We start from the raw sequence: 22,640 nt of genomic DNA on the forward strand, positions 1-22,640 counted from the left end.
TCACTTGAAGGGAACGGTGAGCCAGGGGCTCTCGGGGTCGGACATCAGGACCCGGTGGAGGTCGACCATCTCCGTGTACCAGTTCCCGAACTCCTCGTCGTCGAAGTGCAGGCAGCGCCCGAGGATGTACCCGGCGGCGAAGTCCTGCCAGGACTTGTAGGACCGCGCGGAGGCCCGGCCGGCCTCGACGACGGCGGACTCGGCCTCCTTCAGGGAGCAGTACCGGGAGCCCAGCCCCCACCGGGCCATGCCCGATGCCCGCCCGAAGTTCCAGGCGTCCACGGAACTGACGAACCGGTTCTCGTCGAGGATGCCGTCGGCCCGGAAGCGCGCCTCGTACCGGGTGATACGGCCGATGAGATGCTGCACACCCTTGATGCGCGCTTCGGTCTCCGCCTCCGGGAGGGCGGGACTGGTGGTGACCCCGTCCGGGGTGATGACGGTCTCGCCGCCCGAGCGGCCGCGCAACACACGGGCCACCGCGTCACGCCAGTAGGCGGTGTCGACATGGCCTCCGAAGTCACGGGCGATGGTGCGACGCAGCCCGAGGGCGAACTCCCAGACGGGATTGGCGCCGTCGGGCTCGAGCAGGGCGCGCTGCTGCTCCTGCCACTCCTCGCGACTGGTGACACCCCACCACTCCCGAAGGGCCGTGCGTTCCTCCGGATAGCCGTTGCCGTGATAGGCCATGGCGTTCCAGGCGAACCCGTAGCGCACGATCAGCAGGGCGCCACAGGCGAGCCCCTGCGCGACAGGTCCCTCCAGGGGCCCGCCGAGCCGGAGCGTGCGCACCCTCGTCCGGTTCAGCGGACCCTTCGCCCTGTGCTGCGCCCACACGGCGGAGTGCGGCGGCGCGGAGGGCAGAAACGCCTCGCACGGACTGCCCGGATTGACCACGATCATGGTCGGATCGCTCGGCTCCCACACCCGGGCGAACCACCCGAGGCTCTGCCAGTCGAGTACCCGGTGCGGGTCCGGCACGGGCAGCATCCCCTCCGTGTACACGGCCCAGATCCGACCGCCGGCGACCCGGGGATCGTGCCCGAAGACGGGCTGGACCCTGCTCGGTTCGGCGTCTGCCCCGTCGCGCCGTATCTCGAAGTACAGACGGCTGTCGGCGAGGGTGTCGAAGTAAGCCGCCCAGTCCTCGCGCGACTTGGCTTCGAGGAGGGCCTGCTCGACGTGGGTCGGCGGCGTCCAGGCGGGCGGAGTGTGCGGAGTACGGGCTGGCGGAGTCGCAGGCCCGAACCCTGCGGGTGGCGGACCGAACGACATCGCTTGCCCTTTCAACTTGTGTCCGTCTGAGGCAACTTGACTTGCCTGGTCATGCTATGTGACGCGGGGGCGGCGACTTCAGCGGGTCGGTGTATGGCCCAGGTCACGCCGCTTTACCGCGACCGGACTCTTTGCTTGCCCGTCTTGTGGGGGAGGGGCTGGGCCCCGCCGTTTCCCACAGGAGCCTCAGGAGTCTCGACGTGATCAACCGGAGAACTGCCGCCTGGGCGGCTCTGCTGGCCGCCTGCCTGTTCGCCACGGCCTGCACCAGTGAGGCGGCCGGCAAGGGGTCGGCGATCCCGGAGAAGTTCCCCGCGACGGGCGACCGCGCCGAGATGAAGATGAACGCCAAGGCCCTCCGCGACTACGGCAAGACCCACAGCCTGTCGAAGGTCACGGGCGACGTCGAGCGCATCCAGGCCCGTGACGCCGGCGGCGGCCACGTCCTCATCTCGACGAACATCGGCGCCGTGGACGAGGCGATGACCCGGGCACAGCAGGTCGCGGACGCCTACCGCGACTATGCGGGTGGGGCGGGGAAGTCCGCCAAGGCGTCCACGGTGACGGTGTACAACGCGTTCGGGGACCCGCTTGTCACTCAGCGGCTGGGCAAGAAGTAGGACGCCGCCCGGTCGCAGGTCGCAGGTCGCAGGCAGCAACCTCGCGTCGGCCCGGGTGAGGAAGAGCCGCTCCTCGTGGTCGAGGACGAGGACTCGCTCGTCACCGTCGAGCATCAGCAGGTCGTCCTGGCTCGGGCACCAGAGGTCGTCGAGTCGGTCGAGTACGGCGTGGTAGGCGACGCGCACCGCCGTACGCTCGGCCGGCCAGGTCGCCCAGATGTCCCTGCCCCGCATCCTTGACGGTGGTGCGCCGGGTGTCGCTCAGCTGGTCTGCGTCGAGGCCGGAGACGTCCAGGGCGATTTCGGCGCGGCTGAGAGGGTGGGGAGTCTGGCGAGTGATCCGCCGAGGGCGCTGAGGAATGTGTCGTAGGCGCCGGGGCCTTCGTATGCGCCTATGCCGGTGAGGGTTTGTCTCAGGTGGGGAGGCACCTTTGGCCTACCTCGGGTGGTCCGCGTTCTTCAGGGCTTCTATGAAGGGGGTGAAGGCGCCGGGTGGGAAGGTGAGGGTTGCTCTGGCTGGGGTCTTGGAGTCGCGGATGGCTATGTGGGCGTCCAGGTTTGCGACTTCGACGCAGTCGTTGCCCTCACCTCCGCCGGAGAAAGACGACTTCTTCCACGGGGCGGGTGTGATCATGCCGGTCCTCACAGCTCCTTGGCCAACTGGTGGATGAGGTCACGCGACTGCTGCGGAGGTAGCGCTTCCTCCTTAACCCTACGGAAGAGTTTTCGAAAGTGCTCCAGTTGTGCTTCGGAGTCGACGAAGGCAGTGCCGTGCGGAGCGTCACGTACGACGGTGTCCAGACGTGGGAGGGCGCCACCCAAGTGCACCATGGTGCTTCCGGCCCCTGCGAAGTCGTCCAGGGAGAAGGGGACCACCCGAACTGTGACGTGGTCGGCTTCCGACACTTCCAGGATGCGGGCCAGCTGGGCCCGGGTTGCAGCACGCCCGGCCACGTTGATCCGAAGCGCCGCCTCGTGGATCACGGTCTCATACGGGATGGGGGCGGAGCCTTCGATGACGACCCTCCGTTTCATCCTGTGCTCCACGCGGAGGCCCACCTCGCTTTCCGGGAACTCCGGATTCATGTAGGCGAAGAGGGCCCTTGCGTAGTCCTCCGTCTGGAAAAGCCCTGGCACGTGGATGACCGCCACGTCGTGGCGGAACCTTGCGTGATGGTCCAGCTCGGCCAGGTCCTGATATGCGGCGGGGAGGATGCCCCGGTACTCCTCCCACCAGCCCCGCGTGCGGTCGGTCGCCATGACCACCAGGGCATCGATCAGCTTCTCGTCGGAGCAGGCATAGTTCGCGGCAAGGCGGCGCACGCGCTGCTCGCTGACCCCTGAGATCGCCGACTCGATCTGGCTCATCTGAACCGAGTTCACGCCGAGCAGGCCTGCCGCCTCGGTGGCCTTGAGGCCGGCAGCTTCGCGCAGTTTCCGGAGCTCAAGGCCCAGGCGCACCTGGCGTGCTGTGGGCTGCTGACGACGCCCCATCGGCTTCCTCCCAACCCCTAACTCCTAGGGGACGGCGACTCGTTCGGGGGCAAGATTACGGCAGTCGCTTGCGGCGACATAAATTTAGGTCCTACCGTCGGTGATGCGACGCATACGCAGCGGAAGCGCACCGCTCCGCCGTGCCATGACGGCTGCGGCAATGCCACCGCGCGCGAAATCCACTACCTCAGAAGCGGAGTTGACGCATGCCCGAAAGCGACTCCTGGGACTACACCCTCTACGTCCCGAACGACCTCAGAGCCGTCACCATCTCCCGTCGCACCCTGCGTCTGATCCTGACGATGCACGGCCTGATCGGACTCGTCGACACAGCGGAGCTGCTCGCGGCGGAGCTGGTCTCCAACGCCGTACGTCATACGAAGGGGCCGGCCGCGCTCAGGGTGCGTCGGTCGGGGGAGGGGGTGGTGTGGATCGGGGCGTGGGACACGGACCCGGGGCCGCCGGAGCCTCCGCGGTCGTTGGAGCAGGTTGCCGAGCTGGTGGAGGAGGGGCGGGGTCTGGCGTTGGTCAGGGCGTGTGCGGACTTCTGGGGTTGGCAGCCGTCGGCCCGGTTCGGGAACCGGGGGAAGTTCGTGTGGTGTGAGCTGGGGGCGGCGTGATGGTGGGTTCGTCGCATGAGGCGTTGCACCGGATCTTCCAGAAGGATCCGGCGTTGCTGGCTCGGGCCTTACCGCGGGGGTGCATGGCATTCAGGTGACCGACGCTGTCCACGAGCGAGTTGAGGCCTCCATCGACCTGGGCCAACTCGAGGTCTGGGCCCAGCGAGCCGTGCACGCCACGGATGCGGCGGAGCTGTTCACCGAGCAGTGAGTGAGCGGGGCTGTGGTGGGGCCGCCCGCTTCTTGGCCAGTGTCGTGCCTCCGCGAGCCGAGTCAAGGGCGCTCCCGCTGCGCGTCCGCGTCGCCTTCGGCGATCGGCCTGCGGCCGACCCTTGACACGGCTCGCTCCAGCACGGGGAAGAAGCGAGCGGGCGGCCCGGGGAAACTGGGCGGCTTGGCTCTGTTGGCCCGTAGGTGGGCTGCGTTCGTGCCGTTGGCCGAGGGGACGCGGGTGCGCTGTGGCGGCACGCCGGGTGGGTACAGCGGGTGCCGGTCTGTGTGTGGCGGTGGCCTGCACGTGAGTGGGTTCGGTGGCTGCCCCGTTCGCCACAGGAGCACCGCCCGCCCCACTCAGACGGCGAGTGGAGGATTTGCGCCAGAGGGACCTGGTAAAGCCGCAGGTCAGGAGGTTTGCTGTGTTTCTTCGGCTGGAACAAATCTCCCACTCGTTGCACCGTCCGTGTGGGACGGGCCCGCCCGGTCACGGGGACATGATCTCCGCGATGCGCTCTCCATCCGGCTTCGGATTCAGTGGAGATTGAACAATTCCCCATTCTGGATCGCCATATCGGTGCGTTGTCGAACGCAACGCGGTACTCGGCACAGTGAAAGGCCTTTGGCCGGATGTATCCGTCCGCGGACGCGTAAGGGGATACACGGGGACACACGGACGACGACGCCCGGACCCCACACAGAGGCCCGGGCGCCGAGGAGTCAGGAAAGCTCGGGAAGGCTCAAGCAGTTCACGTCACGGCATCCCGTGCACATGCGCCCCCACCGAGTTCGACCACGCGTTCCCCGAAGCCGCGTCCCAGTTCGTCGACCAGGTCATCGCGCCCCGCAGATCGGGGTACGTCTTCGACGGCTTGAACGAACCGCAGCCCGTGCCCTTGGCCAGGCAGTCCAGCGCGTTGTTCACCACGGTCGGCGACACGTACCCGCTGCCCGCCGCGCTCGGGGAGGCCGGCAGGCCGAGGCCCACCTGGGACGGGGACAGGCCGCCCTCCAGCTGGATGCAGGCGAGGGCGGTGAGGAAGTCCACCGAACCCTGCGAGTACACCTTTCCGTCGCAGCCCAGCATGGAACCGCTGTTGTAGTACTGCATGTTGACGACGGTCAGGATGTCCTTCACATTCAACGCCGTCTGGAAGTAGGAGTTCGACGTCGACTGCATGTCGATCGTCTGGGGGGCCATGGTGATGATCAGGGACGAGCCCGCCTTCGACGACAGGGAGCGCAGCGCCTGTGTCATGTACGTCGCGTTCAGGCCGTTCTCCAGGTCGATGTCGACGCCGTCGAAGCCGTACGTCTGCATCAGGGAGTAGACGGAGTTCGCGAAGTTCGTCGCCGACGTCGAGTCGTTGATCGACACCGTGCCGTTCTGGCCGCCGATGGAGATGACGACCTTCTTGCCGGCCGCCTGCTTGGCCTTGATGTCCGCCTTGAACTGGTCGACCGTGTAACCGCCGAGGCCGGCCGAGTCCAGGCTGAACGACACCGCGCCCGGCGTCGAGGTCGCGTCCGCGAAGGCCACCGCGATGATGTCGTACGAGGACGGGACGTCCGAGAGCTTCTGGACCGTCGCGCCGTTGTTGAAGTTCTGCCAGTAGCCGGTCACCGCATGCTTGGGGAGCGTGCCCCCTCCGCCCCCGCCCCCGGAGGCGGCCGTCGTTCCCGTCACCGCCGCCGACTTCGCCGACTCACCCGCCGAGTTGGTCGCCGTGACCTGGAAGGAGTACGACGTCGACGCCGACAGGCCGGTCACCGTCGCCGACGTGCCCGTCACCGCCGTGACCTTCGTGCCGTCGCGGTAGACGTTGTAGCCCGTCGCGCCCGACACCGCGGACCACGACAGCGACACCGAGGAGGATGTCGTACCGGAGACCGACAGGCCGGAAGGTGTGGACGGCACAGTGGGAGCCGGGTCGCCGCCCCCGCCCCCATCCGGGCCGTAGACCGAGACGTCGTCCGCGTAGTACGCGGCCTGGCCGTACCAGCCGTGCGTGTACACCGTGACCGAGGTTGTCGACGCGCCGGTCGTGAACGTCGTCGACAGCTGCTTCCAGGAGGAGGAGTCGGGGGTCCAGGTCGACACGTCCGTCGTGCCCGTGCCCGTCACGCCCAGGTAGGAGTAGCCGCCCTGCACCCACGCGCTCAGCGTGTACGTGGAGTTGGGCTTCACCGCCACCGACTGGGTGCACTGGGCGTTGTCCTGGCCGGCCGGGGTCGCCTTGAGGGCCGAGGAGCCGGAGTGGGCCGGGGAGGAGACCGTCGTGCCGCTGGACGCCGTGCACGTCCAGTTGGTCAGGCCCGACTCGAAGCCGGCGTTCTTGACGTTGTTGACGTCCGCTGCGGACGCGGGGGTTGCGGCGAGGCCCGCCAGCGAGAGGGCGAGGGCGGTGGCGGAGGACCACATCGCTATCCGTCCTCTGCGTCTGGGCATGCCTGGTGCGCGGTCCACTGGGGCCTCCGGTGGGGGAGTCTGCGGGGAGAGGGGTGAGGGGCGGTGGCCACCGCTGGGCTACAAGTTGGTCCAGACCAATTGCGCTGTCAAGAGGTCCAGACCAAAACCATCTCCGCCGCCCAGAAGTTCATCCGCTCAACCTGTCCGGTTTTGGCTGGACTTGTGCCCAGAGAGTTCCACACGAGCTACACAAACGCTGTTCTCCGGTCATTGGGGCGTGGATACAGTGCTCAGGTAGTCACGCAATGAAGTCGTCCTGGCGCATTGGAGTTACACCGGTGGGCCGAAGGGTGCGAAGAGCGGGGAGCTGCGCGTGCCAACTGTCATTGCCGTGACCAGTGCCGACATGGCACTGCCGGCGCAGGACGAACGGACCATGCCCGCTGTCGTGCTGCGCGACCTCGACCAGCGCCCGTTGGATCACGCCCTCACCGAACTCCACGGCCTGATCGAGCAGTACGGGTATGTCGTGGTCGTCTGCTCCCGGGCCGCTCCGGAGGCCGTGGTGCGGCGGCTGTACACGCTGCGGTCATTGCTGGAGAGCGATCGCATCGCCTTCTTCCGGCCCGAACTGCCCCCGCTCGGCATAGCCGTCCTGGCCAGGCAGTTGCGGCAGCTCGCCTCCTGTGATCTCAGCCCGGGTGTGCTGGCCTCCGCCGGGCGGCTGCTCACTCATTACATCCACGCCGGTGCCGTCCTCGGGTCGGTCGCCCGGCTCGACCGGGTGCCCGTCGGGCTCAAGGCGCACGCCAAGTCGTGGGTGCCGGGGAGCCAGTTCGCCGTCGTCGCCCACCCCGAGCCGCAGCTCGTCAGGGTCGCACCCGGCGCCACCCTCAAGGGGCCCGAGTTCAGTACGTGGATGCTCGTCGCCAAGGGGCAGCTGCAGACGGACTGGATCGCCGGTCTCGCCGAGGCGTGGGGCCCGCACGGGCTGCGGGAGACGCCGTTGCCCGCCGAGTCCTCGCGGTGGTGGGGGACCGGGCGGATGGTCGAGTTCTGCAGCTATCTCGCCGATCTGTCGGTCCTGTACCAGCTGGTGACCTCGGTACGGCAGTCCAGATGTCACTGGTGCGGCCTCGACGTCATAGGCGACCTGTGTGTGTTCTGCTCGGCCACCCCGCCCGCGTACGAGCCTCCCGCGCCCCGTGCTCTGGAACAACGAACGCCCGCCTGACCCGCACAGACGTCACTCACATCCCGCTCGACCGATTCCCCCAATGAGGTTGCACGGTTCATGAACTCCCGTCAGCGCCGCGGCGTGATACTCCTGATCCTGTCGGTCCTGTGCGCTCTCGGCGCGTTCGCCGGCGTGCTCTCCGTCGTCGACGACGTCCAGTCCAAGGTCGGGCCCGAGGTCAGCGCCTATCGGGTCAGGTCCGACGTGAAGCCGTACACCGCGCTGAACACGGGCCAGTTCGAGAAGATCAGGATGCCCAGGCGGTGGCTGTCCGACAACGCCATCACCGACCTCCGGCAGATCCAGGGCAAGATCGCCGTGACCACCCTGCGCGCCGGCTCCCTGCTGCAGACCGACATGATCGTCGACCAGCCCGCCCTCCAGCCCGGCCAGCAGGAGGTCGCCATCATGATCGACGCGGCGACCGGTGTCGCCGGCAAGATCACCCCGGGCTCGCGGGTCAACGTGTACGCCACCTTCGAAGGAAAGAAGGAGGGCGACCCGGACCAGTCGAAGATCATCGTCACGGGCGCCCGGGTCCTCGACGTCGGCCAGATCACCGCCCTCGACCCCGACCGCGACAAGAACCAGCAGCCCACCGAGGCCGTCCCCATCACCTTCGCGCTGTCCACCCTCGACGCCCAGCGGATCACCTACGCCGAGTCCTTCGCCCAGCGGGTCCGGCTCGCGCTGGTGGCACCCGGCAGCGAGACCGGCGTCCCGGACAAGGACCGCACCTACGAACTCGCGACGGACAAGTGAGAGGCGGCCCGCATGCCCACCAGGATCCTCCCGGCCGGCGCGGACCCGGACGCCGTCCGCTCCCTCACCACGCTGCTCAGCCAGCTCCCCGACGCCGAACCGCAGCCGCCCGTCGGTGACTCCACCCAGCTGGTCGACACCCTTGCCCGCCTTGCCGCCGAGTCGGTGGACGAACTGCCCGAGGTCGTGGTCGTACATGAGCGGATCGGACCGGTTCCGGCCCTGGAGCTGATCCGCGAGGTCGCCCTGCGCTTCCCGGCCGTCGGCGTCATCCTCGTCACCACCGACGCGAGCCCCGGCCTGTTCGCCGCCGCCATGGACTCCGGCGCCCGCGGCCTGGTCGCGCTGCCGCTGTCGTACGAGGAACTCGCCAGCCGCGTCCAGGTCGTCGCCCAGTGGTCCACCGGCGTACGACGCCATCTCGGCCACGGCGCCGACGTGTTCGGCGGGGCCGGCGGTACGGTCGTCACGGTCAGCGGCGCCAAGGGAGGCGTCGGCGCGACCCTGGCCGCGATCCAGCTCGCGCTCGCCGCCCAGGCCTCCGGCCGGTCCACCGCCCTGGTCGACCTCGACCTGCAGACCGGCGACATCGCCTCCTACCTGGACGTCCAGTTCCGCCGCTCGGTGGTGGACCTCGCCGCCATCAGCGACATCTCCCCGCGTGTCCTCGCCGACGCCGTCTTCCGCCACGACACGGGCCTCGCCCTGCTCCTCGCCCCCGGCGAGGGCGAGCGCGGCGAGGAGGTCACCGACCGGGCCGTCCGCCAGATCGTGAGCGTCCTGCGCTCCCGGTACGAGGTCGTCGTGGTGGACTGCGGGGCCCAGCTCGGCGCGGCGAACGCGGCCGCGGTGGAGACGGCCGACACCGCCCTGCTCGTGACCACCCCGGACGTGGTCGCCGTACGCGCCGCGAAGCGGACCGTGCGCATGTGGGACCGGCTGCAGATCCGCAAGGCCGAGGAGACGACGGTCGTCGTCAACCGGCACACCCGGAGCACGGAGATCCAACCCGCGCTGGTGCAGCGGATCACCGGCACGGCGGTGGCGCGTACCGCCGTGCCCGCCAACTTCAAGGAGGTGCAGGGGGTCGTGGACGCGGGACGCCTGCACGAACTCGACAGCAGGAGCACGGTGAAACAGGCCCTGTGGGCCCTCGCCGGCGAGCTGGGCCTGGCGAAGGCACCCGAGGGGTCCCATCGCGGAAGCGGCCGGGGCGCGGTCGGCTTCCGGCGGCGGAAGGAGTGAGGCGTGCCCAGACGGCCGGGAGGGGACCGGGGACAGGTCAGCATCGAGTTCCTCGGGATGACTCCGCTGATCATCCTGACGCTGGTGCTCATGTGGCAGTGCGTGCTCGTGGGGTACGCGTACACGCTCGCTGGGAATGCTGCGGACGAGGGCGTACGGGCGGGGACGGCGGCGCCTCGGGGGGAGCGGTTCGGCGCGTGTGAGCAAGCCGCGCTGAAGCATCTGTCGGGGGCATGGCGAGGGGGTGCCAGGGTGGACCAGTGCGGGGGGACCGGTTACGTGACCGCCGACGTGGCGCTGAAGGTCCCCGTCCTCTTCCCCGGCTCGATCGACTTCCCCGTCACGGTGCACGGGCACGCCGGTGCCGTGGAGGAGGTGAAGCGCTGAGATGCCTCAGTTATCCGGGATGTCGTGCCGCCGTCGCCGCGATGCGGGGCAAGTCGCCATCGAGTACCTCGGGTTCATTCCCGTGCTGCTGATCGTCGGGCTGGCCGGCATCCAGATCGGGGCGGTCGCCTACGCCGCCGAACAGGCCGGTACGGCGGCCCGGGCGGGGGCGCGGGCCGCGTCGCTGCGACAGGACGCGCAGCAGGCGTGTGCGGAGGCGGTCAGCGGCGGGATCACGGTGCGCTGCTCGTCCGCCGGAGGGGGCGACTCGGTCACCGTCACCGCCACCGTCCACATCCCCGAGGTCGTCTGGGACTTCGGCGACGCCCACAAGACCGCCACCATGCCGCTCGACCACTGAACGAGGAGTTGCCGACCCATGAGTCTGCGGGCACGCATCAACTCCCCCGAGGAGCACGGCAGCCGGGGCGAGGACGGGCATCTGGTCGCCTCCTACCGGGCCAAGCTGCTGGAGGAGATCGACCTCGCGGAGATGAGCTCGCTCGCCGCCGCCGAGCGCAGGGCGCGGCTGGAGCGGGTGCTCGGACACATCATCAGCCGCGAGGGACCGGTGCTGTCGACGGTCGAGCGCTCCCAGCTGATCCGCCGGGTGGTGGACGAGGCGCTCGGCCTCGGCATCCTGGAGCCGCTGCTGGAGGACGCGTCGATCACCGAGATCATGGTGAACGGCCCGGACGCGATCTTCGTGGAGCGCGGCGGCCGGGTCGAGCAGCTGCCGCTCCGCTTCGCCTCGGCGGACCAGCTGATGCAGACCATCGAGCGGATCGTGTCCACGGTCAACCGCCGGGTGGACGAGTCGAACCCGATGGTGGACGCCCGTCTGCCCTCCGGCGAGCGCGTCAACGTCATCATCCCGCCGCTGTCGCTGACCGGACCCACCCTCACCATCCGCCGCTTCCCGCGCTCCTTCACCCTGCAGGAGCTCATCGGGTTCGGCTCGCTCGACGAGCACATGGTGTTCCTGCTGGCGGGGCTGGTGCAGGCGAAGTTCAACATCATCGTCTCCGGGGCGACGGGCACCGGCAAGACGACCCTGCTCAACGCCCTGTCCGGGCTGATCCCGGCGCACGAGCGCATCATCACCATCGAGGACTCGGCCGAACTCCAGCTCCAGCAGACCCATGTGGTCCGGCTGGAGTCACGGCCGCCGAACGTCGAGGGCAAGGGCCAGGTCACCATCCGCGACCTGGTCCGCAACTCGCTGCGCATGCGGCCCGACCGGATCGTCGTCGGTGAGGTCCGCGGCGGCGAGTCCCTCGACATGCTCCAGGCCATGTCCACGGGCCACGACGGTTCCCTCGCCACGGTCCACGCCAACAGCGCCGAGGACGCGCTCACCCGCCTGCAGACCCTCGCCTCCATGTCCGACGTCGAGGTGCCCTTCGTGGCCCTGCACGACCAGATCAACAGCGCCGTCGACGTCCTCGTCCAGCTCACCCGGTTCGCCGACGGCGCCCGCCGCATCACCGAGATCGCCCTGCTCGACAGCCACGGCGGCGAGCCGTACCGGCTGACGACCGCGGCCCGCTTCCACGCCCGGCCCATGACGCCCGACGGCCGGGTGTACGGCACCTTCGAGTACTTCCCGCTGCCACGCCGCACCGCCGACCGCCTCTACATGGCGGGCCAGCCCACCCCGCAGGCCTTCGGCGTCGCCCACTCCGCGGACCAGCTCGCCACCCGAGAAGCCAGGTAGGACCATGGAACTCCACACCCTCGTCCAGCTCACCACCGGTGTCGCGCTGCTGACCTGCGTCCTGGCCGTCGTCGGAGTGCACACCTACGCGGCCGGCCGGGCCCAGCGAGCCGAACTGGTACAGCGGTTGTCGTCCACGGGCCAGGCACCGGCCACCGGCCGCAGGCGCCGCTTCCACAACCTCGACCGCCGCCTGCGCCGTACGGCACTGGGCCGGAAGCTGGAGCTGCGGCTGGCGGCCACCGGCCTGGACGTCACCCCGGGCGAGTTCTTCGCCTACATGCTCGCCGCGGTCGCCGCGCTCTGGCTGATCGGACAGGCCGCCCTGGCCCCCTTCTTCGGCCCGCTCGCGGGTCTGCTGGGCGTCTGGGCGGCGGTCCAGTTCCTCAACTGGCAGCGCCAGAAACGCATCGAGCGCTTCATCGGCCAACTCCCCGAACTGGCCCGCATCCTGGCCAACGCCACCCAGGCCGGCCTCGCCCTGCGCACCGCGATCGGCATGGCCGCCGAGGAACTGGAGGCACCGGCCGGCGAGGAACTGGCCAAGGTCACCAGCCAGTTGGCGATCGGCCACTCCCTGGACGACGCCCTCGGTGAACTGGCCGAACGCCTCCCCTCCCGCGAGCTGGTCGTCCTCGTGACGACGCTGGTCCTCTCCAACCGGGCGGGCGGCCAAGTGGTGTCAGCACTGCGGAACCTGACCGAGACGCTGGAGGAACGCAAGGAGACCCGACGCGAGATCCGCACCCAGCTCTCCCAGGTGACCATGACGTCGTACGCCGTCCCCGTCCTCGGCGTCGGCGCGCTGTTCCTGATGAACGGCGTCAAGGACGGTGCCCTGGAGCGGATGACCGGCTCACCGGTCGGCCAGGCCTGCGTGATCATCGCCTTCGCGATGTACGCCGTCGGCTTCGTCCTCATCCGCCGTATGAGCCGGATCGACGTGTGAGGGGCCTGACCTGATGGGAATCCTGCTCGCACTCCTCATGGGCCTCGGTGTCTGGGGCGTCTTCGCCGGCATCCGGATGTACCGCGCGGACGTCAAGCTCCCCGGTGACCTGGCGCTCGCCCTGGAGGTCGGTGCCACCCGCACCGGCGCGGTGGGCTCCGTGATCGACCGTATGGGCATGCGCTACGCCCCCGCGGTGCTGCGCCTGATGGGACCCCGCCTGGTCGCCAGGTACCGCCGCAAGATCGACCTCGCGGGCAACCCCGGCGGCCTGACCATCGACCGCTACGCGGCCCGCCGCGCGGTGTACGGCGCCCTGGGCGGCGTCGGTTTCCTGGTGTTCCTGCTGCGGGGCCAGTGGTTCGTGGCCCTCCTCCTTCTACTTTTCGGCGCGTTCTGGACGGAGGTCGGCATCTGGTCGGCGATCCGCGTCCGCAAGGACGTGATCGAACGGACGCTGCCGGACTTCCTGGACGTGCTGGCCGTGGTGGTCAGCGCCGGACTGGGCTTCCGCCAGGCCCTGGACCGGGTGGCTTCGCGCTACGAGGGCCCGTGGGCGGACGAACTCCGCATCACCCTCCGCCAGATGGACCTCGGCATGAGCCGCCGCCAGGCCTTCGCGGAACTGCGCCGCCGCAACGACTCTGAGCAGGTGGCCATGTTCGTCACCGCGCTCCAGCAGGGCGAGGAACTGGGCGCCCCGATCGTCGACACGCTCGTCTCCCTGGCCAAGGACATGCGCCGCACGGACGCCCAGAACGCCCGCCGCAAGGCCGCCCGAGCGGTCCCCAAGGCCACGCTGATGATCACCACGTTCATGGTCCCGGCGACGATGCTCCTGCTGGGCGCCGGCCTGCTGCTGGGCTCCGGCGTGGACTTCGGCTCGCTCACGGGGAAGTGAGCGGCGGGTGACGACGATGGGAGCGACGGGGCGGCCGGGTAGACGCCTGGCCCTCCGGGGGCTGGGGAGGGGATGGCGGGCGTGGTTCGAGCGCGGCCGCCCGAAACGGCCGTCGGCGCCGCCTCGGACATCCTGGATGTTGCGGATGCTGCGGATGTCCAGGGCATCCCAGACGGACGCTCCCGTCCCCGAACCCTCCGAGAAGATCCAGATACGGGCCCTGCAGGCGATGTGCCGCCAGGTCTTCGGGTTCCGGCTGGCGATGATCGTCGTGGCGGCCCCCGCGGCCCTGCTCAACGCGGCCCCGGGGCTGGGCGTCCGCCTGGTCGGGGCGGCGGTGGTCGTCACCTTCATGGTGTCGTACGTCCTCTTCCGCGACTGGGAGCGTTTCGGCCCCCTGCTCCTGCGCCACCCCAGCCTGCTCGCGGCCGACACCCTCTTCGGCTCCCTCCTCCTGATCTCGGCGGGCCCGGACACCACCCTCGCCTACGTCAGCGTGTGCACCCCGCTGCTGGCGGGCCTGGTCTACAGCTGGCGGGGCGCGGCCTGCTTCGCCTCCCTGCAGTCGTTGATCCTGCTCCTGGTCCACGCGACCCTGAAGTCCGACGGCCGGACAGCCGTGGCCGAGTCCCTCCTCCTGCCCGGCCTGTGCGTCATCGCCGGCGCGATGGGCTCGACCCTGCGCAACCTGATGCTCCGCTTCGGCGCGGCCACCCAGGCCCTCACGGCGGTCCAGGCCCGCCTGGCGGCGACGGAGGCGGTGCACGCGGAACGGGCCCGGCTGGCCCGCGAGATGCACGACTCCGTGGCCAAGACCCTGTACGGCGTCGCCCTGGCCGCCGACGGCCTGGCAACGACGGCATCGGCCGACGCCCCCGACCCGGCCCGTATCCGGCAGCAGGCGGAACTGGTGTCCCGCTCGGCACGCAGGGCGGCGGCGGAGTCGAGGGAACTGCTGGAGGACCTGCGCCGGGAGGAGACGCCGGCTGCGGCGAGGCCGACGGACCTGTGGACGGTACTGAGCGCCCGCACGGCGGACTTCACGACCCGGACGGGCATACCGGCGTCCTGCCGGCAGCTGAACGGAACCCCCGTTCCCCCCGTCCCCCCGCCCCTCGCCCGCGACCTCCTCGCCATCGCCACGGAGGCCCTGGAGAACACCCACCGCCACGCGTCGGCGAACCAGGTGGACCTGACCGTGGGGATCGACGGTGACCTGCTCCGCCTGACGATCCACGACGACGGCCGGGGCCTGCCCCCCGGCACCACTCTCGAACACCTCCGCCACTGCGGCCACTTCGGCCTGCTGGGCATGGTCGAGCGGGCGGCTTCGGCGGGGGCTCGGATCCGTATCGGGCGGGGGGAGCACGAGCGGGGTACGGAGGTTCGGGTGGAACTGCCGCTGCGCGCCCTCGCCGTCGATCATTCATCCCCGGAAGCCTGAGAGGAGGCACCCGATGCGGCACCGGAACCCGCCGAGCCCGGACTTCCCGGCACCCACGGCCCCCCTGCGCCTCGTGGTGGCCGACGACAACCCCGTGATCCGCGCCGGCCTGACGGCCCTTCTCTCCGACCGCGAGGACACCACGGTGGTCGCGGAGGCGGCGGACGGCCGCGAGGCGTACGAGGCGGCACTGCGACACCGCCCCGACGTCATCCTCCTCGACGTCCGCATGCCCGGCGTCGACGGAATCTCGGCGTTGCCCCACCTGGTCCGGCTGGCTCCCGTCATGATGCTCACCTACAGCCACGAGACGGAGACCGTGCGGGAGGCTTTGCGGCTGGGGGCGGGGGGATATCTGGTGCACGGGGAGTTCACGGCGGAGCAGCTGGTGAGGGCGGTGCGGGATGTGCGGGAGGGGCGGCCGCATGTGACACCGGGGGCGGCGAAGGCCTTACTGACTCACCTTCAGTCGAGTGCACCTGCACACACGGAGCCCGAACTCTCAACTCCTCTTGGCGAGATTCCACCGCAAAACCTTTCGCATATGCAATCCGGTGTGGGACAGTCGTTTCGGTCGCGGTTCCAACTGAGCGTCAGGGAGGCGGAGATCATGGACCTCATCGCGTCCGGCATGACCAACCAGCAGATCGCCGCGACCTGCTTCATCAGCGAGAAGACGGTCAAGAACCACATCAACCGCATCTTCGCCAAGCTCCACAGCACGAGCAGGTCGCAGGCGGCCGCGAAGTGGTTGGGGGTGGCGTGAGATGGATTGGGTCCGGGGTTGGGTCCTGGGGCCCTCTGGCGGCCGCCGGCCTTCGCCTTACGTTGCCGGGATCGGAAGCGAAGCCGGAGGGGAACACCGTGAGCGATCTGTTTCTGAAGTTCTGGGTTGCCATGCAGCGGCGCACCAACGACAAGGGGCAGACCGCGGTCGAGTACCTGGGGATCATCGCTGTTGTGGTGGCGATCGTGTTGGCGATCACGGGTACGGACATCGGCCAGACGATCCTCGACAAGATCAAGGAAAAGATCACCGAAATCACCTGACGCGCCAGCGAGGCTTCAACGACCGAGGGCAGGCCTTCCCCATCTACATCACAGTGGTGGCGGGCCTGCTCTTTCTTGCGTTGGCCTACCTTGCCGTCGGACAAGCGTCGGTGAATCGGAGCGGTGCCCAGACCGCGGCAGACGCAGCTGCACTGGCCGCCGCCCAGAACACCCGTGATCAACTGGCGGGCAAGTGGTTGGAAGACCTGCTCGACCCAACCAAGTGGCAGGACATCTTCGACGGCAAGGTTGCGGTTGACGACCCGTGCTGGCGTGCCGGACAGCTCGCTGCGGCGAACGACGCCAAGTTGGACGCCTGCGAGCCGCTGGAGCCGCTGAAGTACACGGTGACGGTGACGACCAACAAGTCGGTGGGCCATTCCGTCGTACCTGGGACAGAGAACATCAAGTCGTCGAAGTCCGCTACGGCCGAGATCGAGCCGCTCTGCACGTTCAAGCTCCCGGGTGAGGATGCAGGATCCGACGTGCTGCCTCAACTCACCTGCGGTGGCAGGGCATGGGACCTGAATCCGGACGACCAAGCCGGGCTTCCGAAGCCCGAGGACCTCTTCGACGTCCACCTGGCCGACTGACAAGCGAAGGAAGCAGAGTCATGAGCATTCGGTTCACTGCGCAGGCCCGCAGGGGGCTGGTCGCGCTCACAGTGTCGACAGGTCTGGCTTTCGGTCTGGCCGCTTGCGGCGGCGGTGGTGATGCCAAAAAGCCGGAGACATCAGCATCCACTTCAAAGAGCGATGGCTCCAAACCGAGCGCGCAGGAGGGCCAGTCCGATGAGCCATTGGCGGAACTGAAGGGGCCGAACGGGCTGCTCCTTCAGATCATGTCCGCCACGCGCGACTCCGGCGGCTTCGTCACTGTGAACGGCAACCTGAAGAACGACAGCGGCAGTACGGCAGTGATCCCGTCCAATCTCAGTGGAAACGAGACGGAGATCATCAGAAACGGCAGCTCACTTGGTGGGGCCACGCTCGTCGACTCCAAGGGCAAGAAGCGCTATTACGTACTTCGCGACACAGACGGACGGCCACTCACCACAACAGGTTTGCCATCTCTCAAGGCTGGTCAAACGCTGCCGGTGTTCATGCAGTTCCCCTCCCCTCCGACCACCACATCCGAAGTCAACTTCCAGCTGCCCGGCTTCCCCACGGCCACCATCCAGATCTCAGGGTGAGGCCAAAGTGACCACCACACCCCGCCTCACCCTCACCCTCACCACCGCACTCCTCCTCGCCGCCACCAACCTCACCCTCGCCCACGCCGACGACACCGACCCCAGCGAACCCCCGGGGACGGAACCCTCCGCCACCGCCCCCGTGAAGATCGACCCCACCGACCCCGACCTCAAGCTCCCCGAGGGCGCCACCCTCGCTCAGCCCAAGGTGCTGGACATCAAGTCGGTCGTGGAGGACCAGAGCGGGGACGAGCGCCGTGAGGACACCAACGCGGACGTGACGTTCGCCCTGCAGGCCGAGGTGCTGTTCAGCAAGGACAGCGCCAAGCTCGGCGAGCAGGCCAAGGCCCGCATCGCGACGATCGCCGAGGAGATCAAGAAGCAGAACGCGACCCAGGTCCGTGTCTTCGGCTTCACCGACAACCTCGGCTCCTCGGCCCACGGCGACGTCCTGTCCAAGCAGCGCGCCAACGCCGTACAGGCGGTCCTGGACCAGGACCTGAACAGCTCGGACATCACCTTCGACGTACGCGGGTACGGCGAGCAGTACCCGATCGCCGACAACTCGACGGAGGAGGGCCGGAAGAAGAACCGACGGGTGGAGGTCTCGTTCCCGCGGACGGAGAACTGATGGGGCGGGCAGCCGTCCACTGGAGTCAGACCGCCACGGTTGGCCAGGGCGGCGCCTGCGGACGGACCACGCGGGCCCTGGCCCACAGGTCGGCTAGTCGCCCACTTCGTACTCGAACCAGATCCGATGGGTGCCGTCCGCGTCGACCGCCATGCCGCCGGCCCCTCGGATCCCGGCCAGCGCCCCCGTCCCGCTCCCCGGCACGATCACGAAGAACTCGGACTCGCGGCCTTCTCCCAGAGTCGTGGCCGAGTGGGCGAAATTGAAGGAACCTCTTCGCTCGTGGAGGGACCCTTCGAAGGACTCCATGGCGACATAGGTACCGGTCCCGGTGCCCTGGTCGTACGCGGCGGTGAACAGCGTGGCCGACACGCCGCTGACCTCGCCCTCGTACCGCTTCCGCATCGTGGCCACCCCGACGGGCACCGCCGTCTCGACCACCGGCCCGGCGACCTCCGCCGGGGTGAACTCCGCAACCGTGAACGTCCCAGATGCTCGCATGCCACGGATGCTATGCCGCCTCACTGACAACGGTTACGTGGATGCTGTCGCAGTTGGTGTACGACCGTCGCGTGTCTCTCGGGTTGTCGCAGTCGGTGCTGGGTGAGCGTCTCGGGGTGAGCACCGAACACGCGGCGTGACCCGGGTGGGGGGCCCATCACTCAGGCCACCTCGACGGTCACCCGCGCGCCTGCCCCCACTCCCCACTCCGCCAGGACCCCGGCCTCCGCCTCCAGCACATGCCGGGAACGGAGCCGAGGCAGGCCCAGCCGCCCCGGCTTCATGGTGCGTACGGCGATGACCCGCAGCCGGCGATCGAGATAGGCGACGTCGATCGCCATCCGCATCCGGAAGGTGTGCACCCCGCTGGCCGGCGACAGCAGCATCGCCCCGTCGACCGAGTCCCGGCCCAGCAGCCCTTTCGTCCGGGCACGGTACGAGGCCGCGATCTCCAGGGGGAGGGAGATCGAGGTTCCGTCCGCCCGCCGCACGACCAACCTGCCCCGCCCGTCCCGCCAGCGCCGCCCCATGCCGGCCACCTCCGCCCTCCCGCAGTCGAGGCGACCGTACCCCTCACGGCATACCCGCGACCCACCGCGCGCGTGATCGTGTTTGCGTGACCCCGGTCGATGGCTAGGAAAGCCCCATGACTGGACTTGGTGCCGTTTTCCGTCCCCAGCTTCCCCCCGAGCGGCTCCGCGCGGTGGCCCGGCTCGCGGACGCCACAGGGCTCGAAGAACTCTGGTTGTGGGAGGACTGTTTCCGGGAGGGCGGGATCTCCACGGCCGCCGCCGCTCTCGCCTGGACCGAGCGGGTGCGGGTGGGCGTCGGGCTGCTGCCCGTGCCGCTCCGGAACGTGGCCGTCGCCGCCATGGAGGCCGCGTCGCTGGAGCGCATGTTCCCGGGCCGGGCCGTCCTGACCGTGGGACACGGTGTGCAGGGCTGGATGGGGCAGGTCGGCGCGCGGGCCGCCTCGCCCCTCACCCTGCTGGGTGAGCATCTCGATGCCCTGCGCGCCCTGTTGCGCGGGGAGCGGCTCAGCGTGAGCGGGCGGTACGTCCGGCTGGACGACGTGGGTCTCGACTGGCCGCCGGAGCAGCCGGTCGACGTGTTCGCCGGCGCCACCGGAGCCCGTACGCTCCGCCTCTCCGGCGCCAGGGCCGACGGCACCCTGCTCACCTCCTCAACCTCGCCGGCGGGCGTACGGGAGGCCCGGCGGATCATCGACGAGGGGCGGTGGGAGGCGGGACGTACCGGACCGCACAAGGTCGTCGTCTATCTGCTGGCCGCCACCGGAGCCGACGCCGCCGCCCGGCTGCGCGCCGAACTCGCCGCCGAGGGGCTGGAGTCGGTCCCCGACCTCGGGGTCGCGGGGGACGCCGGCGCCGTGGCCAAGGCGGTGCAGCGGCTGGCCGAGGCCGGTGCCGACACCGTCGTCCTGCAGCCGACGGGGGACGAGCCCGACCCGGAGGGCTTCGTGCGCTTCGTGGCGGAGGAGGTCCGGCCCCTGGTGCCGTAGCGGAGGCCGCGGGAGAGCGGGGCGTTGTCAGTGGCGGCTGCCACACTGCCACGCATGACCGACGAACACAGCGAGGTGCGTCTGCGGGACGTGACGGACGACGACCTCCACGTCTTCCACGACTACGAGCAGGATCCGGAAGCCGTCCGGCGGTCGAGGTTCACCCCCCGGCCGCGGGACGCCTTCCTCAGGCACTGGCGAGAGCGCGTGCTCGGCGATCCCGACTGCCTCGTGCGGACGGTCACCGTCGACGGCGAGGCGGCCGGGAGCGTCGTCTCCTGGACGGAGGACGGGCAGCGGTACCTCGGCTACTGGCTCGGGCGCCCGTACTGGGCCCGCGGTGTCGGCACCCGCGCCCTCGGCCTCTTCCTGGAGCTGGAGCGGGTACGGCCCCTGTACGCCGACCCGTTCTCCGGTAACACCGCCTCCGTCCGCCTGCTGGAGAAGCACGGCTTCGAACGCGCCGGCACGGTCCTGCACGGGGAGGACGAGCACGTTCTGCTGGTGCTCGGCGGCCGGGTCCCCGAGGAGCGCGGGTGACGGCCCCGACGCCGGCCACGGGCGTCGGGGCACCTCCGATTCCTAGGCCGCGGTGACCGGGCGGTGGTCGCCCGTCGCCCCGTCGATCAGCTCGCGCAGGATGTCCATGTGGCCGGCGTGCCGGGCCGTCTCCTCGATCATGTGGACGAGGGTCCAGCGCAGGGAGACGGAGGCGTCGCGCCAGGCGGGGCGACCCGGAGCATCCAGAGGCAGCTCGGTGATGGTGCGGTCGGCGGCGGCGCGGGCACGGCCGTAGAAGGCGACGATCTGCTCCGTCGTCTCGTCGGGGGCCACGCTCATGTCCTCGTCCTTGTACGGGTCGAACCACAGGGGTTCCCCCTCGCGCCCGAACGTCTCCACGAACCAGCCGTACTCGACCGAGGCCAGATGCTTGACCAGGCCGAGCAGGGTCGTCCCGGTCGGTGTCATCGGCCGGCGCAGCTGCTCGTCGTCCAGCCCGTCCAGCTTCCAGAGCACGGCGTCCCGGTGCCGGTTCAGGCTCGCGTGCAGGGTGTCCTTCTCTCCGGCGGTGTAGCCGGCTGCAGAGGTCGTCATGCGCGCGGAAATTAGCAGGCCCCACCGACAACGCCCTGCGACCATGGCGTTCATGACAGGGAACCGTTCCTTTGAACAGCTGGTGGCCGAGGGCGCCGCCGTGCCCACCGAGGGGTGGGACTTCTCGTGGTTCGAGGGGCGGGCCACCGAGGCGCGGCCGTCCTGGGGGTACGCACAGTCGGCGGGGGAGCGGCTGGCCCGGGCCGAGGCCGCGCTCGACGTCCAGACCGGGGGCGGGGAGGTGCTCGACTTCGCGCTGGGCCGGGCGGGGGCGGCCCGGCCGGGGCTGGTCGCGGCCACGGAGGGCTGGTCGCCGAACGTCGCCAAGGCCACCGCCCTGCTGCGGCCGCGCGGTGTGGTGGTGGTCGCCGCGCCGGACGACGCGCCGCTGCCGTTCGCCGACGGGGCCTTCGACCTGGTGCTCAGCCGGCACCCGGTACGGCCGGACTGGACGGAGATCGCCCGGGTGCTGCGGCCCGGTGGTGCGTACTTCGCCCAGCACGTCGGGCCCAGCAGTGTGTTCGAGCTGGTCGAGTACTTCCTCGGGCGTCAGCCGGACGAGGTGCGCGGCGGCCGCGATCCCGAGCGGGAGCGGAAGGACGCGGAGGCGGCGGGGCTGGAGGTCGTGGACCTGCGGGCGGAGCGGCTGCGGATGGAGTTCCACGACATCGCCGCCGTCGTGCACTTCCTGCGCAAGGTCGTCTGGATGGTCCCCGACTTCACCGTCGAGGCGTACGAGACCGGACTGCGCTCCCTGCACGAGCGGATCGAGAAGGAGGGGCCGTTCGTGGCGCACAGCTCCCGCCATCTCTTCGACGTCCGGAAACCGACCCCCTGACGAATCGGGCGAACGGGGTATTTCGGCGCTCAGTTCACTCGGAGTTCCCTCGCGGTTTCCACATCGTTATCGGCGGCCGTTCACATCCGCCCCACCGGTCACGTAAGTTCAGACCAAGGTAATTCGCGCCAGCAAAGCTGTGCGGGTGGCACCGCGCAGTGGAGGGGGCTGCGCGGTGCTGCGATACCGAGCCGAACGCGTAGCGGAACCGTCAAGTCACCGTTCGCTGTCCGGGTAGCCCGTCGGGGGGACCCCCGGACAACTTGCCGAACCATCCCCAAGACGGCCCAAACCCTCTTGATCTCTCCATATGGGCCCCGATCGCCTGGGATTCCATTGTGAATCGGCCATGAAATGCCCCGGAATCCATCGTTCCGCGTGCACCGGGGCGTCGTCGGATGATTCCGGAGAGTAGTTGTATCGCGTCGATGCACCCACCATCCCTTACGAAGGGTTATGGTGGAAACCCCCCCTCGGGCCGGTCCGTCTCCCCCCCACGGACCGGCCCGTTTTTTCATGGGAGGACATCCCGGAACTTCG

Annotated in this window: 26 protein-coding genes; 19 read left to right on the top strand and 7 right to left on the bottom strand. The window is 69.5% G+C overall.

Features of this window, described 5'->3' with window-relative positions; genetic code table 11:
* Positions 1-1,275 carry a DUF1266 domain-containing protein gene (locus tag ACWC5O_RS39170; RefSeq protein ID WP_450583786.1) on the bottom strand — a complete coding sequence of 425 codons (1,275 nt, stop codon included), beginning with the start codon at positions 1,273-1,275 and terminating at the stop codon, positions 1-3.
* 200 nt (positions 1,276-1,475) lie between these two features.
* Between ACWC5O_RS39170 and ACWC5O_RS39175 the strand changes: the two genes are divergently transcribed.
* Positions 1,476-1,895, top strand: coding sequence for a hypothetical protein (locus tag ACWC5O_RS39175; protein ID WP_450583784.1), 420 nt, complete (start codon positions 1,476-1,478; stop codon positions 1,893-1,895).
* A gap of 436 nt (positions 1,896-2,331) precedes the next feature.
* On the opposite strand, the gene ACWC5O_RS39180 is transcribed toward ACWC5O_RS39175, so the two are convergent.
* Together ACWC5O_RS39180 and ACWC5O_RS39185 are read right to left on the bottom strand one after the other, a co-directional pair.
* Complete coding sequence (locus tag ACWC5O_RS39180) at positions 2,332-2,529, bottom strand: DUF397 domain-containing protein (RefSeq protein ID WP_450583782.1); 198 nt, start codon at positions 2,527-2,529, stop codon at positions 2,332-2,334.
* Between the two features lie 8 nt (positions 2,530-2,537).
* Positions 2,538-3,389: a helix-turn-helix domain-containing protein gene (locus ACWC5O_RS39185; RefSeq protein WP_450583780.1), complete on the bottom strand. Its 852-nt coding sequence runs from the start codon at positions 3,387-3,389 to the stop codon at positions 2,538-2,540.
* A 206-nt stretch (positions 3,390-3,595) separates the two neighbouring features.
* On the opposite strand from ACWC5O_RS39185, the gene ACWC5O_RS39190 reads away from it, so the two are divergent.
* On the top strand, positions 3,596-4,009 hold the full coding sequence (locus tag ACWC5O_RS39190; RefSeq protein WP_450583779.1) for an ATP-binding protein: 414 nt from the start codon (positions 3,596-3,598) through the stop codon (positions 4,007-4,009).
* Positions 4,010-4,976: 967 nt separating this feature from the next.
* On the opposite strand, the gene ACWC5O_RS39195 is transcribed toward ACWC5O_RS39190, so the two are convergent.
* Complete coding sequence (locus tag ACWC5O_RS39195) at positions 4,977-6,671, bottom strand: chitinase (RefSeq protein WP_450583778.1); 1,695 nt, start codon at positions 6,669-6,671, stop codon at positions 4,977-4,979.
* A 352-nt stretch (positions 6,672-7,023) separates the two neighbouring features.
* On the opposite strand from ACWC5O_RS39195, the gene ACWC5O_RS39200 reads away from it, so the two are divergent.
* The 14 genes from ACWC5O_RS39200 to ACWC5O_RS39265 all read left to right on the top strand — a co-directional run bounded on the left by ACWC5O_RS39200 (position 7,024) and on the right by ACWC5O_RS39265 (position 18,147).
* On the top strand, positions 7,024-7,866 hold the full coding sequence (locus ACWC5O_RS39200) for a hypothetical protein (RefSeq protein WP_450583777.1): 843 nt from the start codon (positions 7,024-7,026) through the stop codon (positions 7,864-7,866).
* Between the two features lie 60 nt (positions 7,867-7,926).
* Positions 7,927-8,631 (top strand): Flp pilus assembly protein CpaB, encoded by a 705-nt coding sequence (gene cpaB, locus ACWC5O_RS39205; protein WP_450583775.1) that lies wholly within the window; start codon positions 7,927-7,929, stop codon positions 8,629-8,631.
* A 12-nt stretch (positions 8,632-8,643) separates the two neighbouring features.
* Positions 8,644-9,876 carry an AAA family ATPase gene (locus ACWC5O_RS39210; RefSeq protein ID WP_450583774.1) on the top strand — a complete coding sequence of 411 codons (1,233 nt, stop codon included), beginning with the start codon at positions 8,644-8,646 and terminating at the stop codon, positions 9,874-9,876.
* 3 nt (positions 9,877-9,879) lie between these two features.
* On the top strand, positions 9,880-10,263 hold the full coding sequence (locus tag ACWC5O_RS39215) for a TadE family protein (RefSeq protein ID WP_393468366.1): 384 nt from the start codon (positions 9,880-9,882) through the stop codon (positions 10,261-10,263).
* 1 nt (position 10,264) lies between these two features.
* A complete protein-coding gene (locus tag ACWC5O_RS39220; protein WP_450583772.1) occupies positions 10,265-10,624 on the top strand; it encodes a TadE/TadG family type IV pilus assembly protein in 360 nt (119 codons plus the stop codon).
* A gap of 18 nt (positions 10,625-10,642) precedes the next feature.
* Complete coding sequence (locus tag ACWC5O_RS39225) at positions 10,643-11,980, top strand: CpaF family protein (RefSeq protein WP_450583770.1); 1,338 nt, start codon at positions 10,643-10,645, stop codon at positions 11,978-11,980.
* A gap of 4 nt (positions 11,981-11,984) precedes the next feature.
* The gene (locus tag ACWC5O_RS39230; RefSeq protein WP_450583769.1) at positions 11,985-12,929 is read left to right on the top strand and encodes a type II secretion system F family protein; all 945 of its coding nucleotides are present in this window, start codon (positions 11,985-11,987) and stop codon (positions 12,927-12,929) included.
* A 13-nt stretch (positions 12,930-12,942) separates the two neighbouring features.
* Positions 12,943-13,830: a DUF5936 domain-containing protein gene (locus ACWC5O_RS39235; protein WP_450583767.1), complete on the top strand. Its 888-nt coding sequence runs from the start codon at positions 12,943-12,945 to the stop codon at positions 13,828-13,830.
* A gap of 145 nt (positions 13,831-13,975) precedes the next feature.
* On the top strand, positions 13,976-15,274 hold the full coding sequence (locus ACWC5O_RS39240) for a sensor histidine kinase (RefSeq protein WP_450583766.1): 1,299 nt from the start codon (positions 13,976-13,978) through the stop codon (positions 15,272-15,274).
* A gap of 13 nt (positions 15,275-15,287) precedes the next feature.
* Positions 15,288-16,040 (top strand): response regulator, encoded by a 753-nt coding sequence (locus ACWC5O_RS39245; protein WP_450583764.1) that lies wholly within the window; start codon positions 15,288-15,290, stop codon positions 16,038-16,040.
* A gap of 98 nt (positions 16,041-16,138) precedes the next feature.
* On the top strand, positions 16,139-16,324 hold the full coding sequence (locus tag ACWC5O_RS39250; protein WP_450584184.1) for a hypothetical protein: 186 nt from the start codon (positions 16,139-16,141) through the stop codon (positions 16,322-16,324).
* Positions 16,321-16,917, top strand: a complete 597-nt coding sequence (locus ACWC5O_RS39255) for a pilus assembly protein TadG-related protein (RefSeq protein ID WP_450584160.1) — start codon at positions 16,321-16,323, stop codon at positions 16,915-16,917. Before ACWC5O_RS39250 ends, ACWC5O_RS39255 begins: the two co-directional genes overlap by 4 nt.
* Before the next feature lie 20 nt (positions 16,918-16,937).
* On the top strand, positions 16,938-17,516 hold the full coding sequence (locus ACWC5O_RS39260) for a hypothetical protein (protein ID WP_450583762.1): 579 nt from the start codon (positions 16,938-16,940) through the stop codon (positions 17,514-17,516).
* A 7-nt stretch (positions 17,517-17,523) separates the two neighbouring features.
* A complete protein-coding gene (locus ACWC5O_RS39265; RefSeq protein WP_450583760.1) occupies positions 17,524-18,147 on the top strand; it encodes an OmpA family protein in 624 nt (207 codons plus the stop codon).
* Between the two features lie 93 nt (positions 18,148-18,240).
* On the opposite strand, the gene ACWC5O_RS39270 is transcribed toward ACWC5O_RS39265, so the two are convergent.
* On the bottom strand, positions 18,241-18,648 hold the full coding sequence (locus tag ACWC5O_RS39270; RefSeq protein WP_450583758.1) for a DUF3224 domain-containing protein: 408 nt from the start codon (positions 18,646-18,648) through the stop codon (positions 18,241-18,243).
* A 161-nt stretch (positions 18,649-18,809) separates the two neighbouring features.
* Positions 18,810-19,178: a DUF192 domain-containing protein gene (locus ACWC5O_RS39275; RefSeq protein WP_450583757.1), complete on the bottom strand. Its 369-nt coding sequence runs from the start codon at positions 19,176-19,178 to the stop codon at positions 18,810-18,812.
* A 116-nt stretch (positions 19,179-19,294) separates the two neighbouring features.
* Here ACWC5O_RS39275 and ACWC5O_RS39280 point away from each other — a divergent pair, with 116 nt between their 5' ends.
* Together ACWC5O_RS39280 and ACWC5O_RS39285 are read left to right on the top strand one after the other, a co-directional pair.
* Positions 19,295-20,167: an LLM class flavin-dependent oxidoreductase gene (locus ACWC5O_RS39280; protein ID WP_450583755.1), complete on the top strand. Its 873-nt coding sequence runs from the start codon at positions 19,295-19,297 to the stop codon at positions 20,165-20,167.
* A gap of 54 nt (positions 20,168-20,221) precedes the next feature.
* The gene (locus ACWC5O_RS39285) at positions 20,222-20,707 is read left to right on the top strand and encodes a GNAT family N-acetyltransferase (protein ID WP_450583754.1); all 486 of its coding nucleotides are present in this window, start codon (positions 20,222-20,224) and stop codon (positions 20,705-20,707) included.
* 42 nt (positions 20,708-20,749) lie between these two features.
* Here ACWC5O_RS39285 and ACWC5O_RS39290 read toward each other — a convergent pair whose 3' ends face one another.
* Positions 20,750-21,262 (bottom strand): DinB family protein, encoded by a 513-nt coding sequence (locus tag ACWC5O_RS39290; protein ID WP_450583753.1) that lies wholly within the window; start codon positions 21,260-21,262, stop codon positions 20,750-20,752.
* Between the two features lie 52 nt (positions 21,263-21,314).
* Between ACWC5O_RS39290 and ACWC5O_RS39295 the strand changes: the two genes are divergently transcribed.
* On the top strand, positions 21,315-22,100 hold the full coding sequence (locus ACWC5O_RS39295; protein ID WP_450583751.1) for a methyltransferase domain-containing protein: 786 nt from the start codon (positions 21,315-21,317) through the stop codon (positions 22,098-22,100).
* The last annotated feature ends 540 nt before the right edge of the window (positions 22,101-22,640 follow it).

It is taken from the genome of Streptomyces sp. NPDC001450 (genome assembly GCF_053597295.1).